At 35.3% G+C, this 16,390-nt stretch carries 14 protein-coding genes; all 14 read right to left on the bottom strand.

Annotation, left to right across the window (positions count from 1 at the left end; all coding sequences use genetic code 11):
* Window positions 1–144: 144 nt before the first annotated feature.
* On the bottom strand, window positions 145–1,521 hold the full coding sequence (locus EUBC25_RS10910) for a helix-turn-helix domain-containing protein (protein WP_230105511.1): 1,377 nt from the start codon (window positions 1,519–1,521) through the stop codon (window positions 145–147).
* 174 nt (window positions 1,522–1,695) lie between these two features.
* The gene (locus tag EUBC25_RS10905) at window positions 1,696–2,628 is read right to left on the bottom strand and encodes an RpnC/YadD family protein (RefSeq protein ID WP_230105510.1); all 933 of its coding nucleotides are present in this window, start codon (window positions 2,626–2,628) and stop codon (window positions 1,696–1,698) included.
* A gap of 362 nt (window positions 2,629–2,990) precedes the next feature.
* Entirely contained in the window at window positions 2,991–3,863 is an 873-nt protein-coding gene (locus EUBC25_RS10900) for a PD-(D/E)XK nuclease family transposase (protein ID WP_230105509.1), read from the bottom strand.
* A 324-nt stretch (window positions 3,864–4,187) separates the two neighbouring features.
* A complete protein-coding gene (wecB, locus tag EUBC25_RS10895; protein WP_304999992.1) occupies window positions 4,188–5,408 on the bottom strand; it encodes a non-hydrolyzing UDP-N-acetylglucosamine 2-epimerase in 1,221 nt (406 codons plus the stop codon).
* A gap of 28 nt (window positions 5,409–5,436) precedes the next feature.
* Window positions 5,437–6,633, bottom strand: a complete 1,197-nt coding sequence (locus tag EUBC25_RS10890) for a capsular polysaccharide biosynthesis protein CapF (protein ID WP_230105508.1) — start codon at window positions 6,631–6,633, stop codon at window positions 5,437–5,439.
* 3 nt (window positions 6,634–6,636) lie between these two features.
* Entirely contained in the window at window positions 6,637–7,686 is a 1,050-nt protein-coding gene (locus EUBC25_RS10885) for a nucleoside-diphosphate sugar epimerase/dehydratase (RefSeq protein ID WP_304999991.1), read from the bottom strand.
* Window positions 7,687–7,773: 87 nt separating this feature from the next.
* Window positions 7,774–8,859, bottom strand: coding sequence for an NAD-dependent epimerase/dehydratase family protein (locus EUBC25_RS10880; protein WP_230105507.1), 1,086 nt, complete (start codon window positions 8,857–8,859; stop codon window positions 7,774–7,776).
* Window positions 8,856–10,322 carry a lipopolysaccharide biosynthesis protein gene (locus tag EUBC25_RS10875; RefSeq protein WP_230105506.1) on the bottom strand — a complete coding sequence of 489 codons (1,467 nt, stop codon included), beginning with the start codon at window positions 10,320–10,322 and terminating at the stop codon, window positions 8,856–8,858. The genes EUBC25_RS10880 and EUBC25_RS10875 overlap by 4 nt, the downstream gene beginning before the upstream one ends.
* Complete coding sequence (locus EUBC25_RS10870; RefSeq protein WP_230105505.1) at window positions 10,303–11,319, bottom strand: WaaS/CpsH family glycosyltransferase; 1,017 nt, start codon at window positions 11,317–11,319, stop codon at window positions 10,303–10,305. Before EUBC25_RS10870 ends, EUBC25_RS10875 begins: the two co-directional genes overlap by 20 nt.
* A gap of 40 nt (window positions 11,320–11,359) precedes the next feature.
* Entirely contained in the window at window positions 11,360–12,229 is an 870-nt protein-coding gene (locus tag EUBC25_RS10865; protein WP_230105504.1) for an ATP-grasp fold amidoligase family protein, read from the bottom strand.
* 18 nt (window positions 12,230–12,247) lie between these two features.
* Window positions 12,248–13,579, bottom strand: a complete 1,332-nt coding sequence (locus EUBC25_RS10860; protein WP_230105503.1) for an O-antigen polymerase — start codon at window positions 13,577–13,579, stop codon at window positions 12,248–12,250.
* A 15-nt stretch (window positions 13,580–13,594) separates the two neighbouring features.
* On the bottom strand, window positions 13,595–14,509 hold the full coding sequence (locus EUBC25_RS10855) for a glycosyltransferase domain-containing protein (RefSeq protein WP_230105502.1): 915 nt from the start codon (window positions 14,507–14,509) through the stop codon (window positions 13,595–13,597).
* An 18-nt stretch (window positions 14,510–14,527) separates the two neighbouring features.
* On the bottom strand, window positions 14,528–15,382 hold the full coding sequence (locus EUBC25_RS10850) for a glycosyltransferase family 2 protein (protein ID WP_230105501.1): 855 nt from the start codon (window positions 15,380–15,382) through the stop codon (window positions 14,528–14,530).
* A gap of 2 nt (window positions 15,383–15,384) precedes the next feature.
* Window positions 15,385–16,386: a glycosyltransferase family A protein gene (locus tag EUBC25_RS10845; protein WP_230105500.1), complete on the bottom strand. Its 1,002-nt coding sequence runs from the start codon at window positions 16,384–16,386 to the stop codon at window positions 15,385–15,387.
* Window positions 16,387–16,390 lie beyond the last annotated feature (4 nt).

Here is a 16,390-nt window from a genome sequence, read left to right as displayed (position 1 = left end):
TGAATCGGACAGTCGTTCCGAAACGTCAATGGGGTCAAAAAAAGGAAAGTTGAATTCAAGTTATTCAACTCCCCTCATCATTTCTCTCATTATCCAGGTACAAGATCTTTACAGATACCAGCATGTCTACAGATACTGACATGTCTACAGATACCGGCGCAGTTCTTCCGGAGTCAGCTCATAACAATCCGGACGCTGTATCATGGCATCAAAATATTTTTCAAACACTCTTATGATCTGCGGGTACATGGAAATATGGTAATTTTCATTCGGCTTCCTTCTGGAATTTTCCAGCGTTACCGCCATCGTATCAATAAATATAGACGGAAACATTCTAAGGTTCTCTGACTCATTCACCGTATCCCGCAGAACATAAACCTTAAAACCATGATTTTCCTCCATACACCTGCTGATATAGTTAATATGATCTTTCACCTGCTTTTCTGTCAGATGATGCGGCACATTTCCCAGGCTTAACTCTCCTGTTGCAATATACTCGCTGATCACCGAAGAAAACAAAAGAAGATCCACTCTGGCATTATATGTATAGGAAGAAAATACTTTCTTCAGCTTCCTTAAATAATCCGAATAATCTTTACTCTCACTTTGCTTTGCCAGTTCTTCCATTACATTTTCCGGCAGGAGCATAGCAGGTGCTTCATTGAAAAACAATCTCTGCCGGCGGCAGGAATAAGAATCCAGCTGTACATTCGTTTTTCTTAAATTTTCCGGCGAAGCATAGCTCAAAACCTGCTCGGCATTCTCAAAAATTTCTCTCCCGATCCTGCGGAACATAGACGCCACTTCCGGATCCGTGCTGAAACAGGCTGCAAAGTCATCCTCTTTCTGATACAGGATCTGTATGTAAAAAAATCCATTCACCACGATGATCCATGGCGTCTGCTCTTTTGCAGCAACAATAGAAATTTCCGCTCTTTCATAGCCCGCAACAATATTCAGGAGCATATCACAGTACAGCTTGTTTTCTACTTCCTGCTCCGGCATATTCATGCACATTTTCATGCTGAATCTCTTTGTTCCGGCAGACGGCAGCTTCTGTATCAGCTCATAAAACCGATGTCCCAGATGTTCCAGTACATTGAAGGAGGCAGCAATCTCAACAGTGTGGTCGTCCAGCGCGCTGACCTGACGGAACAGCTTCTCAATCACATCAAAGAAATCCTTTCTACTGTCCACAAAAGACAGAGAATGGGTCCCCTGTATCTCCATCTCTTTAAACAATTCGTCTTTCCTGCAGGCATTCAAAAGCTCCTCCGCAATCTCTGCCGCATCTGCACCCACATCTTTCATATTCTGTGCAAAGCACTCCGCCAGTGCATAAATGATCTCACTTCGGTTCCGTTTGGAGGGCAGCTTAGCTCCATTCACCCACTTGCTGATGGAAGTAATATCATAGTTAATAAAATTTGCCAGCTCTCTCTCCTTCAATCCTGCAAGATGCATCAGCTTTCTAAGCTCTTCTCCGAATTTTTTACTTTCTGTCTTTCTTTTATCTGTCAATTTCCTTACCCGCCTCTGCTGTTGTCTTTTGTCACAATTTGCAGCAATATCTGCCAATATTGCTGTAAAACAAACGATAATAGAATTATAATACCTGCAGGATAAAAGGGCAATAGAGTTTATGGCCGCTGACCTGACACTTTAGCGGAAAATTAGCAATCCCCGCTCTTCCCGTTACTCCATCTTACGGCGGATTGCCTCAATTTCTTCCTCGCTCCACCCACTGGCCTTTTTGATCATCCAGGTGTCCGCGCCTGCTTTCAGAAAAGCAAGAATCATTTCTCGTTTTCCTTCCAGCTTTCCCTCCTCGCGGCCTTTTTCTTCCAGCTTCTCTAATGCTGTACACATATTTATTCCTCCCTTACTCTCCAAGGCTTCTTCAACAATCAAGCTGCTGTCTGTCATAACTCCAATCACTGCTCCCACATCGGATTTCACTGTTTTTTCTCCGTAAAATTTCTTCACCTTAGCAAATTCACCCTGATAAATATATCTGGTGATCTCAAAAATGGTCTGGACATCTTCATTATCAAAATGATATTGGGATGACTCCCTCACCTGCAGCAGATTCATCCGATAATCCGAAAACACTCCGGAAATCTCCGAGGGCATATCTCTGATCATGTCCTTCAGGCTCTGTGCACCATCCCACGGTTTTTCATCATAATAGATCACAATGGTTATAATGGGGTGCAATCGGTCCCCTTTATGCAGGCCGGAAAGAAATTCTTCAGCAGTCGCCTTATCACCAGCTCCCTTATGCTCCCCTGCAATTTCCTGACATTCTTTCAGGTAACTTAGAGCATCATAGATCATAACTCTCAGCGGCATTCCATAATGGATCTTCCGCTGATTCTCAATTCCCAGTATCACAAGGTCCGTACCATGAGCTGCCTTTTTCACAACATCTCTGGCTCTTGTCAAAGATTCCTCATACTTTCCAGATTTTATGACATTAGATACATCTGTATCCAGTTCTTTCAGCGACTCCGGCTGTATCACTGTCTTACCGCCAAACACAACTGTGTTAAAGAGACTGGCAAAATGTCCGTTATCTCTCCAAAAGTTTTTAAATATAACATCTGGCTTGATTCCCGTGTTTCTCATATTCACTCCTCTTTCAATTCTGCTGCTGAAAATAAGTAACAATCTGTCATTACTGTATCTGATTGGCTATCACGAAAGAATCTGCTCCAGGCTATATCTCTATTCATCGTCAAGGGCAGGCGACCTTTCTCATATTCCATCTGCCCTTTCATCAATTTACATAATTTTATTATAAAGTAAAAAAGAAGGAAAGTAAAGACCGGATTTATGGAAATTAAATCCCAGCTTACTTTCCTTTTTAACATCTGCTTTTCTCAAGATCCTCCGTAATTTTCCCACATAATATTTCAAAACCATATCTTTATCCATACGGGAAAGTATACAAAAGATATAGTATGGATTTTCATACAAAGATTTCTTCTTTACTTCGACATCGCTACCCCTTCAGCAAGCCATTGCTGAATCTGGTCCATGCTTTCCTTTACCGCCTGTGAAATCTTATCGACAGACATTCCCATTGAGGCAAGTGTCATGGCTGTTTCTTTTTTGGCCTTTTGTTCTCCTCGCTTTTCTCCAATCTCCATTCCTTCATTATAAATCTCATCCATCTCACGACACATATCCTCTACTCCTTTCGGCGTTTCCTTTAACTCCCGGACACGCTTTGCCAAAATCTCGCTAAACATTTCATCTGCATTCCCGCACTGCAGATCGTGCATTAAACGACCCAGTGCGGTCTCTTTATCCTTGATTTTTGCATTCACGTAGATAAGGTGAGCGCCGTCCTGGAAATCTTCCGTTACCTCTTCAATTTTTTTATTAATGTGATAAATAGGAAGTCCATAGCCAAGCGCATCATCCCTCGTAATAAAAATCACATAGCTCTCTGGCAGTTCATCGAAATCCTGTCCAGCTTCCAGTGTATTCATATCCAAGAGTCCACTGTGGTATCTGGCTCGTCTGGCAGAAGCCCCTTCCTCTTCCTGCTGGAGTTCCACATCGTACCGTTTCGACTCAGTGTCACGGGCAACGCAATCCAAAACAGCCGATCGTCCCTGCAGATTCTTATAATCCTTCTGCAAGACCTGCTCCTTCACCTCCAAATCTTCTTTGTCCATAATGATCCGTAAAATATACTCTGTGCATTCCCGCTTTTTCAAGACATTTCGCATGAAGATATCGCTCATGATCGTAAGTCCTGCAAGGATTCGCTTGTACTTCTCATATCGAATCTCAAGCTCATGCTCTTCCACCGGTACGTCAAAGTTTCTGGCATCTTGTGCCTCTTTCCCCATAGGCAACCTCCTTTTCTTGATTGTATGAAGAGGCTCTTTTTCCCTCTGGTTCTGTTGATTGTCCTGCCTTATTTTATTTTCCATACCATCCAGGAAAGAACCTCTTTACTGTATATAAATCAGTTATAAAAGCATTGAGATATCTTTCCTGATGTGTATTTAGAAAATAAGATGCAGGAAACAAGCCTAAGATACTTGCCGCTTCCTGTGAAAGACACAAAAGATTGTGAAGATATAATGCTTTAGATATATGTTAACATATGTAGAATGGTTTGTCTAGTGGCTTGACATAATTCAGGCAATTTATTTTCCCTTATACATAAATCACATCTCTTTCCGCCACACCATTTTATCTACTACCCCAGTGTAGCTCTGAATAATCTTCACCACTTTTGTACTTACATTTTCTTCTACATAATCTGGCACTGGAATCCCAAAATCTTCACTCATGTTCATTTCAACGGCCGTATCTACAGCCTGTAAGATAGAACCTTCATCAATTCCAGCTAAAATGAAACAGCCCTTATCCAACGCTTCCGGCCGTTCCGTAGAAGTACGAATACAAATTGCCGGAAAAGAACGACCCACAGAAGTAAAAAAAGAACTCTCTTCTGGTAAAGTTCCCGAGTCAGATACAACCGCAAAGGCATTCATTTGAAGGTGGTTATAATCATGAAATCCCAAAGGTTCATGCTGTAAAACCCTCTCGTCCAGTCTGAACCCTGATTCCTCCAAACGTTTTTTTGACCGAGGATGACATGAGTACAAAATTGGCATATCATATTTTTCTGCCATTTTATTGATGGCAGTAAACAAGGAGATAAAATTCTTCTCCGTATCAATATTCTCTTCACGATGTGCGGAAAGAAGAATATATTTACCTGATTTAAGCCCAAGTTTCGTCAGAATATCTGATTTTTCAATCTCCTCTAAATTCTGACGGAGTACTTCGGCCATAGGGCTTCCTGTCACATATGTACGCTCTTTCGGCAGCCCACATTCATGAAGATATTTTCTTGCGTGTTCACTATAAGCCAAATTCACGTCCGAAATAATATCTACAATTCTACGGTTTGTTTCCTCTGGCAAGCACTCGTCTTTACATCGATTTCCTGCTTCCATGTGAAAGATGGGAATATGAAGCCTTTTAGCTGCAATAGCAGAAAGACAAGAATTAGTATCTCCCAAAATTAGCAAAGCGTCCGGTTGTACCTGTACCATCAGTTTGTAAGCACAGTTGATAATATTTCCGACAGTTGCACCCAGATCTTCTCCTACAGCATTCATGTAAACCTCCGGTGCATCCAGCTTTAAATCTCTAAAAAACACACCATTTAAGTTATAATCATAGTTCTGTCCTGTATGAGCCAAAATACAGTCAAAATATCTGCGACACTTCGTAATCACTGCACTTAAACGAATAATCTCTGGGCGAGTCCCAACAATAATCAGAAGTTTCAGCTTTCCATTTTTTTTAAATGTAATATCTGAATAATCGGTTTTCATTTTCTCTTCCTTTCCGTGTATTTCCACTTTTTCTATCATCCCATCCTCTTTATCGATACTAACACTATCACACTTTCTGACCAAAGGTATCCGGATGTTCTGGATCAAAGGGCTCGTTAGCCCACATGACCGTCACCAAATCCTCTGTGTCAGACAGATTGATGATGTTGTGGGTATAGCCGGGGATCATCTCTACCACAGTGATCTCCTCCCCGCTGACCTCATAATTGACTACCGGGTAAGGATTTCCGTCCCTGTCCACACCGATCTTTCGAAGCTGGATCAGCCCCCGTCCGGATACTACCACAAATTTCTCGTTTTTTGTGTGGTGCCAGTGCTGTCCTTTTGTGATACCAGGCTTGCTGATATTGACAGACACCTGTCCCCGGTCTGTCGTGCGCAGGATCTCCGTAAAACTGCCGCGGTCATCCCTGTTCATCTTCAGCTTGTAGGAAAAACCATCTGTGGGCAGATAAGACAGATAGTTGGCATAAAGACGCTTTGTAAAGCCATCGCTCATATCAGGCACAGACAGATCCTGTCTGCTCTCCTTAAAGGAATAGAGAAGGTCCGCAATCTCTCCCAGCGTCACATGGAATGTGACCGGACAATAGCAAAATTCCTTCTCATCCCTGTGTTCCTGACCGTTCAAAGCCAGCAGCAGCTCTTCCACCAGATCATCTATATAGAGGAGCTCCAGCTCTGTGCTGCGGTCGTTGACCTGGATAGGCAGATCATTGGCAATGTTATTGCTGAATGTGGCCACCGCGGAGTTATAGTTGGGCCTACACCACTTTCCGAACAGGTTGGGGAAACGGTAGATAAGCACTTTGGCTCCTGTCTCCTCGCTGTATCTGCGGAACAATTCTTCTCCCGCCAGCTTGCTCTTCCCATACTCGCTTCCTGCAAATCGCCCTTCCAGACTGGCCTGGATGCTGCTGGAGAGCATGACAGGCGCCTTATTCTCATACTTTTTCAGCGTATCGAGAAGTGTAGAAGCAAATCCAAAATTGCCTTTCATAAACTCTTCCTGATTCTTGGGGCGGTTCACTCCTGCCAGGTTGAACACAAAGTCTGCGTCTTGGCAGTACCGCTCCAGCTCTTCCTGGGTGGAGTCCACATCATAAGTATAGAGAACCAGATCGGCTGAATCTGTCACTCCGTTAATCTTATGTACCTGATCTTTACCGTCACGAATATTTTTCAACGATTCCAGAAGATTTTTACCTACAAAGCCTTTTGCTCCAGTAATCAGTATTTTCATAATTTATCTTTCCTCCCACACTGCCAATTCATCTTGAATATAGGACAATGTCAATAGCTTTTCTTTTACCTGCTCCACATTTAAAAGATCCGTATTGTTAGAATTAAATTCTGTCAGATGATTCCGCTTTATATCTCCTTCTTTAAAATATTTATCATAATTCAAATCTCTCTTATCACAGGGTACACGGTAAAAATGCCCCATATCAATAGCATTCGCACATTCCTCATTTGTCAAAAGAGTTTCATACATCTTTTCGCCATGGCGAATACCGATAACCTTAATCTCTTCATCTGAGTGAAATAGTTCCTTTACTGCCTGGGCCTGTACCTCAATGGTACAAGCTGGGGCTTTCTGAACCATGATATCCCCAGACTGCGCATTTTGAAATGCAAAAATGACAAGTTCCACCGCCTCTTCTAGGCTCATGATGAATCTTGTCATTTTAGGTTCTGTCACTGTAATAGGATTTCCATTTTTAATCTGGTCTATCCAAAGTGGGATCACAGATCCCCGTGAACACATCACATTTCCATACCTTGTACAGCAAATGCTTGTTTTCTCTGGAGAAATAGTACGGGACTTGGCTACGATCACCTTCTCCATCATTGCTTTTGAAGTCCCCATTGCATTGACTGGATAAGCTGCTTTATCTGTAGATAGACAAATCACCTTTTTCACACCCTCTTCAATAGCTGCAGTAAGTACATTCTCCGTTCCCACCACATTAGTTTTTACTGCTTCGATAGGGAAGAACTCGCAGGATGGAACCTGCTTCAATGCCGCCGCATGGAAAATATAATCCACCCCATGCATAGCATTTCTCACAGACGCTATATCCCGGACATCGCCAATATAAAACTTAATCTTACTACTAGCTTCCGGATATTTTATCTGATACTCATGGCGCATGTCATCCTGTTTCTTCTCATCCCGGGAAAAGATACGAATTTCGCCAATGTCTGTGTTCAAAAACCGATTTAAAACCGCATTCCCAAAAGAACCTGTTCCTCCAGTGATTAGTAAGGTTTTGTCAGAAAATATACTACTCATTAGCTGTACTCTCCTTTATTTTTTTTCAAAAAATAGACACAATAACGCTCTCTTACAAACCATATTATTCTCTTACTGACTTTTATACTATCTATCCATATAAAACTCTCTATACCATTGAGCAAATCTTCTCAATCCTTCCTGCAGGTTAGTAGATGGCTTAAAGCCAAAATCATTCTCTAAAGCAGTGGTATCTGCATAGGTGATCGGTACATCTCCTGGCTGCATTGCCACTAATTTTTTATGCTTTTCAAAATTATACTCTTCTGGCAACACCCCTGCTCTTATAAGTTCCTCCTGTAAAATTTTTACAAAATCTAACAAATTTTCCGGTTTATTGTTACCAATATTATAGATAGCATATGGCGGTACTGGTAATTCATCCTCTCCAATTTTTTTCTGTGGTGGCGATTGCATAATTCGCCTTATCCCTTCCACTATATCATCAATATAAGTGAAATCTCTTTTACAATTTCCATAATTAAAAATCTGAATAGTTTCTCCTGCAAGCAATTTATTAGTAAAGCTAAAGTATGCCATATCTGGACGTCCAGCAGGACCATATACTGTGAAAAATCTAAGCCCCGTAGAGGGAATATTATATAATTTTGAATAAGCATGAGCCATTAATTCATTACTTTTCTTAGTGGCAGCATAAAGCGAAACTGGATTATCCACTTTATCTTCTGTACTATAAGGAATTTTCTTATTAGAACCATACACACTAGAAGAAGAGGCATAAACTAAATGTTGCACTCCTGTTTCTCCGCCATCATAGGAGTGCCTACACGCCTCTAAAATATTATAAAAACCTATTATATTGGAATCGATGTACGCATCTGGATTAATAATTGAATACCGAACTCCTGCTTGAGCTGCTAAATTCACAACTACAGAAGGTTTATACTCTGTAAATATTTTCTGAACTATTTCTTTATCAGAAATAGTTCCCGTAATAAAAGTCCATGTACTCTCTGAATGAGAGGCTAACACGGACTCAATTTGTTTTATCCTATACTCTTTTATCGAAACATCATAGTAGTCGTTCATATTGTCTATGCCTACTATATTAACTGGTTCTTCATCTTTAAGAAGCGCCAACACTAAATTAGAACCAATAAATCCAGCAGCTCCCGTAATCAGTATTGTTTGACCTTTTAAACTATTTTTCATTCTTTTTCTCCTCTAACCATTGTTAAAATTCCATAAATTTTTTCACGCTTCATGACTATTAAAAGTACTAACATTCCAATAACTGCCCATCGTAAAATATAATAATTATATAAACATATAAATAAAATAGTAATAATTATTATAAGGATACTAATAAAAATTAACATTTTGGAATCAACAATTTCACTTGATTTTATGTCATTTTTCTCGAGAGTCCGTTTCATAAAATAATAATGTCCTATACTAAATAGAATGTATGATACTAAAGTAGCATAAGCACATGAAATATAACCAAAATATATTATTCCAAAGTAATTTAAAATTATATTAATGATGCTACATGTACCAGACACGTACATGACATATTGGGTCTTTTCGAAATATGTCTCTATATTCACAAAAATTGTGTATAAAAACATAAAGTATACACTTAGACTAATAGGCGGTATGCACCACACAGCTTCATAATAGTTTTCTGTAAACAATACCCTCATTATTTCTGGACATATAAGGATAAATAATAAAATTCCCATTGCAAATATAATTAACAAATTAGTATTTACTTCTTTCATTTGTTTATATTTTTTTTCTTCCAACATCTGGTATCTCCACGGAAGCAAAGCTTGATTAATAGAATTTTGAAATAAAACAATAACAGTTGATAAGTTATATGCTATACTGTAATAAGCAGCTTGAGCATTACCAACAAGCTTACCTATCATTACTCTATCTGATTGATTTAAAATTAAATACGATAATGAATGTAGAACTAATGGCCCTTCAAATCTAAGCATAAAGCTCCATTGTTCTACGGTTCTTTTTTTATCTTTCCATATACTTTTTAACGGGACCAGACTAAAAACATAAAATCCCAAGCAGATAAGTATCGAAATAATAAGGCCTGAAACATATTTTATCTGTGCCGTTTCTCCTATTACTTTCAGAGCACATATAGGGATAAATACATTCGCAAGTGAATATAATAAGGTAAGTATAACAGCATTTTTATATTTATACTCCGTTCGCTGTCTTATCAACCAACAATCATACGCAGGACGGACAATAAAATAGACACACAAAACTATAAAAATATCGGCCGAAATCTGCGTGAAATTACTAATCGGAGTTATTAATAAAAAAATTATACAAAAAAAAGCTACAGTAAGTAAATTAACTAAACTTATAGTAGCTGCTGTATAATTTTTTATATTATCTTTATATTTGAAAATACCTTTTTGATAAGCTCCGTTTTGAATTTCCCACGTAGATAAAATCAAAAAAAACTGTTCATAAGACACAAATAGAGAAAGCTTTCCATATTCAATTTCAGAAAGCATTCTAGTAAAAATCGGCACAGTTATTAAACTAATGCCTTTTAATAATAAATTGCAAATAGTAAACCAAAAGGCTGCTTTGACCGGATTGGACAATTGTTTATAATTACTAATTAATTTTTTTAGCATCTTGTTTATTCAATTCACTTTCTATATCTTGTAAAAATGTATGAGGCGTTAACAATTCCTTATTTTCATAAGTTACTTTTCCGTTCAGCTTGCCGATATCAAAAGTATTTAAATCCTCATATATATACATATATCTCGGATCAAACAACACATCAGAAGAAAGCGAAAGATTATTAGTCAGCAAATATCTATCAAATTCAATTGCTTCATTTACCCGTGTAGTATTACCACTGCTACCTTTTTGTATAATTTCTAAAATACACTTACTTTGTTTTATAAGATTTAAATATTCAAAATATGACATATTTTTATTTGCTATAATAAAATCAGAACCGATTGATAGTTCTCTGCTTCTTCCGAAATCCACTAAATAAAAAAAACATCTTAGTCCTTTCTCAGACAATATATCAAATGCTTTTCTAATCTCTTCATATCTATCTTTTATCAGTCCAACAAAAATCAAATCATACTTTATCGTTCCTTCTTTATACTCTAACTTTGACAATTTAGAATAAGGTAAATTATGATAATATAAATCATACTTTTCTGCATCCTTTTTATCATATGTCATTATTAAGTCAACCATATTTCTTTTATTTGTAATCAGACTAATTTTTAGGGGATCTTTTTCTATAATATCCTGAAAGTAATACACTATTTTTGCTCTTGGAAAATAATATTTTATCCACTTATTTAACCCGTATTTTTCCATGCCTAAACAATCTGCAAAAAGAATAAAGCAAAATTTCTTCTTCCCCTCTACTTTTTTATACTTTCTTCTAAGCTTCTTAATATGCCTCTTTATCCAGAATTCTTTCCCTGGCAACTTCATTATTCTATTAATCTTAGAAGAAAGATGGATTTTCATTAATAGCTGGAACACTTTGACATAAGGATAACCATAATCAAAATATGCGTAGTCTAACTGATTGATATCTTTATAATAATATTTATATATTTCATTACTATAATTAATAAGTATATAATTATATTCCATTAATCTTCCTCAAATTCTATAAATACTTAATCATTAACAACTACTTTCTCTTTTTTTCAGGAAGGCTTATCCATTCCCCTAAAATTTTATTCCACTCCGGGGGATCAAATGGTAATATTCCACTGCAAGGCGAAAAGGTGATTTCTGAAAAATATATATTACCATTTAAACTATAAAAGTCAGTTCTAACAAAAGCGCTTCCTATTTGACGAGCCAACTCATCACTCAAATAATGCATTCTCTCAAAGTTATCTGGTAAAACACAGTTTCCTTCAAACGGCTTATAATCTAATCTTTTAAAAGGCAGTTGACGTCCTTCGAAATCAAAAAAAGAAATCTTGGCAGTAGCATGATTTTCTAATCCTTCTGATATGTATATAAATTTTGAAACCCCATTAAAATTAAAAAATTTGTAATCCCGTATCCCTTCATGCGGTGCCTCCAAATACTTTTCGGCAAAAATCTTAGGTTTAACATGCTTATAAGGCCATTCCCTTCCGATGTAGAAATAGTTTCTTTTTAAACATTTCTCTATTTTTGTTTTTGCCATTTCTAAATCTAATTGCTCTTTATTTCTAACAACAATCAAACCTCCGCTATCGTGATTACACTTTAACACAAACTGCTCTGGCAATTTATCAAAATTAATATCATCAAATTTATCCCATACTCCCAATGTAGGGATAATATATTCTTCTCCCAAAACTGAAGCGACATATTCCTTAGCTGTAATTTTATCTACCATAAATGTATATTGGGGATTTCTATCATACAATTTTAACCATTGGATTTTTTCATTAAAAGTTTCTGGGGTTTTTAAGTTCAATCTCTCCCCCACTAGCTTTTTAAAAAAAATTTTCAGGTAAATTCTATCTGGTACTAATTTACTTAATTCGTACTTTATGTTCATTGTATATAACCTCTATCTCTATTTTTTTAAATATATTCTTACTCTTGTCATCAACCATACAAATCCCAACAAATAGACAACATATCTAATTAAAAGCATTGGATTTAAGAAAAAAGTATAGAAACGATCCGCAATCGGGGTGTTAATATAACCATTAACAATAAAAATAGCTAGTAAATTATATATATATATTGATCTTTTTGATGTATCCTTACGTAAATAAACATTTAATATCCAAGTAGAAATAATAGCTAATATCACTCTTGTAATAAAAAGTCCTCCGATTCCATAATCCTGAATTGGTAATACAAGTGATGTATAGATATTGCTACCTCCTCCATCGCCGAAAAAATAAAATGGGAGATTGGCATCCGGTATATAATTATGTTCAATCCCCAAAAGACTGTATATATTCCTTCCTGTATATGCTGCAAAATAAGAGTTAGGGGACCACGGATGTTCTAAATAATAATCCAATCCATAAATTCCAGCACAAGAATAACTCACTATTGATCCTACTATCTCATCTATTACTTCACTAGCATTATTCCCTTTTCTCAAACCACCATATATAAAAAAGACGACTAAAAATAGAAAAATATATATATATAATTTTTTGCTTAATCGCAACTTGTATCCTTTATTATGTGTAACTAAAATATGAAAATAAGATACGATAAAACCAATTACTATCATGATTATAGAAGTACGTCCTGTTGTGGAAAATTCAATTAAACAATCAAAAATTATAGGCAATAGCAAGTAATACTTTTTACTTTTAAGTAATATAATCTGTTCCAAAAATATGTATGTATAAAAAAAACACACACCTGTCGATAAGTACACTATCTGTGCAATAATCCCACTGCTAAGATTAAAATCTTCTCCTTGGTTAACAGCTATTCTTGCAGTTGACATCATAGACATAAAGTCATTAAAACTCCCGTATTGGGAAGCAAAATATCTCAAATTGACAAATCGAATTATTGCAACTATCAGCATGACTGCAGTTATAATACATGTCACTTTAAAAGATGGCACATAAAATCTTCTATATTCTGTTGTAGCTATACTTATGCTTGAAGAATTATTCAATAAACTTTTTTTTTCTGTAAATCTATTCGCTATTAATTCACCAACATAGGTTAAAAAAAGTGATGACAAAATATATATAACTGTTTTTGTCTTAATATCCTGTCCAATAAAATTGAATGACAATATATATATAATAGAAAACCCACAAAACATTCCTGAACTCAAAAATGTTGGTGATAAAAGTTTTAGTGCGGATGTTTTATAAGCAAACGCTGATAACAAACCTGACAATACTGATAATAATAAAATATTCATAGTTCCTCTGCATTCCTATCGGTGATTAATAATCCTAAAGCGTGGATTTTGGTACACATCTCTTCCCAAGACAAAAATCTCTGATGAATCCAATCCCATCTTCCAAATGGCATACGGCAAAGATATTTGATCTCTTGTAAACTCTTTAGAATATTCCTTCCACCACAAATTCATTAATTCTTTGCCACTTGTACTATTATGATTCCTTATAAGAATGGAATTTTGAAACAACCCATAGTTGTCAGGAAAACCTTCCAATCTATATCTATCTATTTGTTGACAAATTTTTTGTGGATCAGCTTTATGTAATAATTCGACACCACTTACTTCTTTATATATACAATCTCTGATCGCATGTGTATGTACGCCTAGTGCTCTACCTCCCATTTTCAATATTAGTGGAATTAAATCGGCAACTATTTGAATATTGCCATCTATATAAATAGAATAATCATAATTTTCCAAATAATTATATGGCAATATTTTTATTTTTCGATTCAATATTGTTCCATTATTATAAGAATATTCCTTCAAATTAGTTATATCTATTTTTTTCCACTTTGATTTACTACCAATAGATTGATCTGTAAAAATAAAATAGTCTACATTACTATTCACAAATAGAGGCTCCATTATCTCGTCATAATTCCCTACAATGCATGTATAAACTGCAATTCTAGGAAGGCTATCGTATTCTTCTAAACATTCTTGCGATTGAAACCTATAATTACCTGATAAGCTATAATAATTACTCCGAAACAACTTCACTTTTAAATGATTAATAAAAAATGATAAATTTCTCTTTTTTAAAGCATTTTTTATCATGAGAGCTTTTTTACCCTGTCGATATTCCAATGAATGTTCCTTATCTATTAATAATTGATTTAAATATTGTAAATTCAAACTTAATTCTGATTCTTGATACTTCATTATTATTCAACCTTATAACTAATACACGATTTTACATTTTCCCATATTTTTATTTCTATAATCTTTTATACCTAAAAAAATGTATTTAAGTGTTACGCTTTTTTGCTTAGATACCCATAAATTTTTTGTTAATATATATATTACTTTGATATATTCTTTTACTATATTTAGATTTTTAGAATATGTTCTTATAAAAGCTAAATTATTTCTTGTTATATAATACATTCTGATAGGGGTATGGAAAGAGTAACTATACTTAAAAATTCCCAAAAATTTCCCCTGCTGCGCTTGTCCTAATTGATGATTCAAAATACAATTATTGACTCTTAATATCTTATAATGATGGAGACATAGTTTCATACAAAACTCATTATCTACATAATCTATAAAATAATCATCACAAAAACCTCCCACCGTTTTCCACGCTACAAGATTAGTTAACGAAGCACTCGTCATACAGGCAGAGACAAATTCTATTTTTTTCTTTGCCTTTTTCTCTCGCATTTTCCTCCCTTCATAATAGATATCAGGACAAATTATTCCTATATTTTTATTATTTACATAATTTTTCATGATATCCAACATACCAACAGAGCAAATTGAATCTTGATCCAATGTCAAAATCCATTGGTAATTATCTTCAATCGCAAGACTACACATCTGATTTAACGCTTTAGCAATCCCTAAATTATCACTATTTATAGTTAAAGAAACTGTGCCATATGAATTTACTAATTTTCTAATAGCATGTTGATTTCTCGAACCGTTATCAATAATATATATTTTCTCCACTTGCCAAATAATAGCCTCAATATTTTTTTTTAGCCTTTCGACATCAGGATTAAATAAAACTATTCCTGCACATATTCTCATCACTAATCTTCCTTTTTTATTCTCCGTCTAAATACCGATAACAATTGATCAATATTTTTCTTTCCTCCCAAAAGCAAAAGTATATAATATATTTTTGCAGGAAATCCAAGATGGATATCTAGGCTATTTAATATAGCCCAATATTCTTTAAAAAAGTCAATACCTCTCTCTCTAGCTAATGACAATCCTGAATAAGAATGCAATGTATACTGCTTTTCAAAATCTGAAAACACGTCTGTATCGTGATCCTTATCAAACATCCTAATCACCTCAAATAATGTTTTATTAAATTCAAGATTTGATTTTATATTGGTTCTATCTGCTATTTTGCTATTTCCTCCACTAGATTCCGCAATTCCATAAGCATTCTCACCATCCCCCACACATAGGATAGATGGATTTTTTACATAATATCCTCCATATTGATATAACATAGTCATAAAAAGATATACCTGGAAGTAATTCATATTCTTAAAACGTGAAGCATCTATTTTCTGAATATATTCTCTTCGAAACACCAACCCTGAAAACAAAATAGAATCATATATATAGCGTTTTACATTTTTAATTCCTGGAGCTATTTCGAAATTTTTTTCTCTATTTCTATCCTTTTTTCCAGTGTTTTTGTATACAAAAGGTGCATATACAACTCCATAATTCCTATTTTTCTTTAACAAAGAAATAATTTCATCTAAAGAATCCATATATACCATGTCATCATCACTCAAAAAGAATATATATTTTCCACGACTTTTTTGTATAATCATGCCTAAATTCATATCATATCCTAAATTCTTTTCATTTACAGAAAAAGAGATGTTATATTTACTTCCTTTTTTGATCTCACATACTACTTTTTGTATTTCATGCGATAACGGAGAATGATCTTCACTAATTAATATTTCAATATCATCCACATATTTAGTTTGTATACTTTGAATACATCTTTTTAATTCTTCTACTCTTTTATAGGATGTAATTCCTATCGTTAATATAGGTTCCATTCTT

Source organism: Claveliimonas bilis (assembly GCF_020892095.1).
GTDB classification, from domain to species: domain Bacteria; phylum Bacillota; class Clostridia; order Lachnospirales; family Lachnospiraceae; genus Claveliimonas; species Claveliimonas bilis.
Note: the sequence above shows the minus strand (reverse complement) of the source record. Positions and strands in the feature narration are given on the sequence as shown.

Excerpts from the sequence above, each read along its gene's own strand:
- EUBC25_RS10845 (WP_230105500.1), bottom strand. The coding sequence starts at position 16,386 with ATGGAACCTATATTAACGATAGGAATTACATCCTATAAAAGAGTAGAA.
- EUBC25_RS10885 (WP_304999991.1), bottom strand. The coding sequence starts at position 7,686 with ATGAGTAGTATATTTTCTGACAAAACCTTACTAATCACTGGAGGAACA.
- EUBC25_RS10875 (WP_230105506.1), bottom strand. The coding sequence starts at position 10,322 with ATGCTAAAAAAATTAATTAGTAATTATAAACAATTGTCCAATCCGGTC.
- EUBC25_RS10900 (WP_230105509.1), bottom strand. The coding sequence starts at position 3,863 with ATGGGGAAAGAGGCACAAGATGCCAGAAACTTTGACGTACCGGTGGAA.
- EUBC25_RS10880 (WP_230105507.1), bottom strand. The coding sequence starts at position 8,859 with ATGAAAAATAGTTTAAAAGGTCAAACAATACTGATTACGGGAGCTGCT.
- wecB (WP_304999992.1), bottom strand. The coding sequence starts at position 5,408 with ATGATAGAAAAAGTGGAAATACACGGAAAGGAAGAGAAAATGAAAACC.
- EUBC25_RS10870 (WP_230105505.1), bottom strand. The coding sequence starts at position 11,319 with ATGGAATATAATTATATACTTATTAATTATAGTAATGAAATATATAAA.
- EUBC25_RS10855 (WP_230105502.1), bottom strand. The coding sequence starts at position 14,509 with ATGAAGTATCAAGAATCAGAATTAAGTTTGAATTTACAATATTTAAAT.
- EUBC25_RS10860 (WP_230105503.1), bottom strand. The coding sequence starts at position 13,579 with ATGAATATTTTATTATTATCAGTATTGTCAGGTTTGTTATCAGCGTTT.
- EUBC25_RS10905 (WP_230105510.1), bottom strand. The coding sequence starts at position 2,628 with ATGAGAAACACGGGAATCAAGCCAGATGTTATATTTAAAAACTTTTGG.
- EUBC25_RS10865 (WP_230105504.1), bottom strand. The coding sequence starts at position 12,229 with ATGAACATAAAGTACGAATTAAGTAAATTAGTACCAGATAGAATTTAC.
- EUBC25_RS10850 (WP_230105501.1), bottom strand. The coding sequence starts at position 15,382 with ATGAGAATATGTGCAGGAATAGTTTTATTTAATCCTGATGTCGAAAGG.
- EUBC25_RS10890 (WP_230105508.1), bottom strand. The coding sequence starts at position 6,633 with ATGAAAATACTGATTACTGGAGCAAAAGGCTTTGTAGGTAAAAATCTT.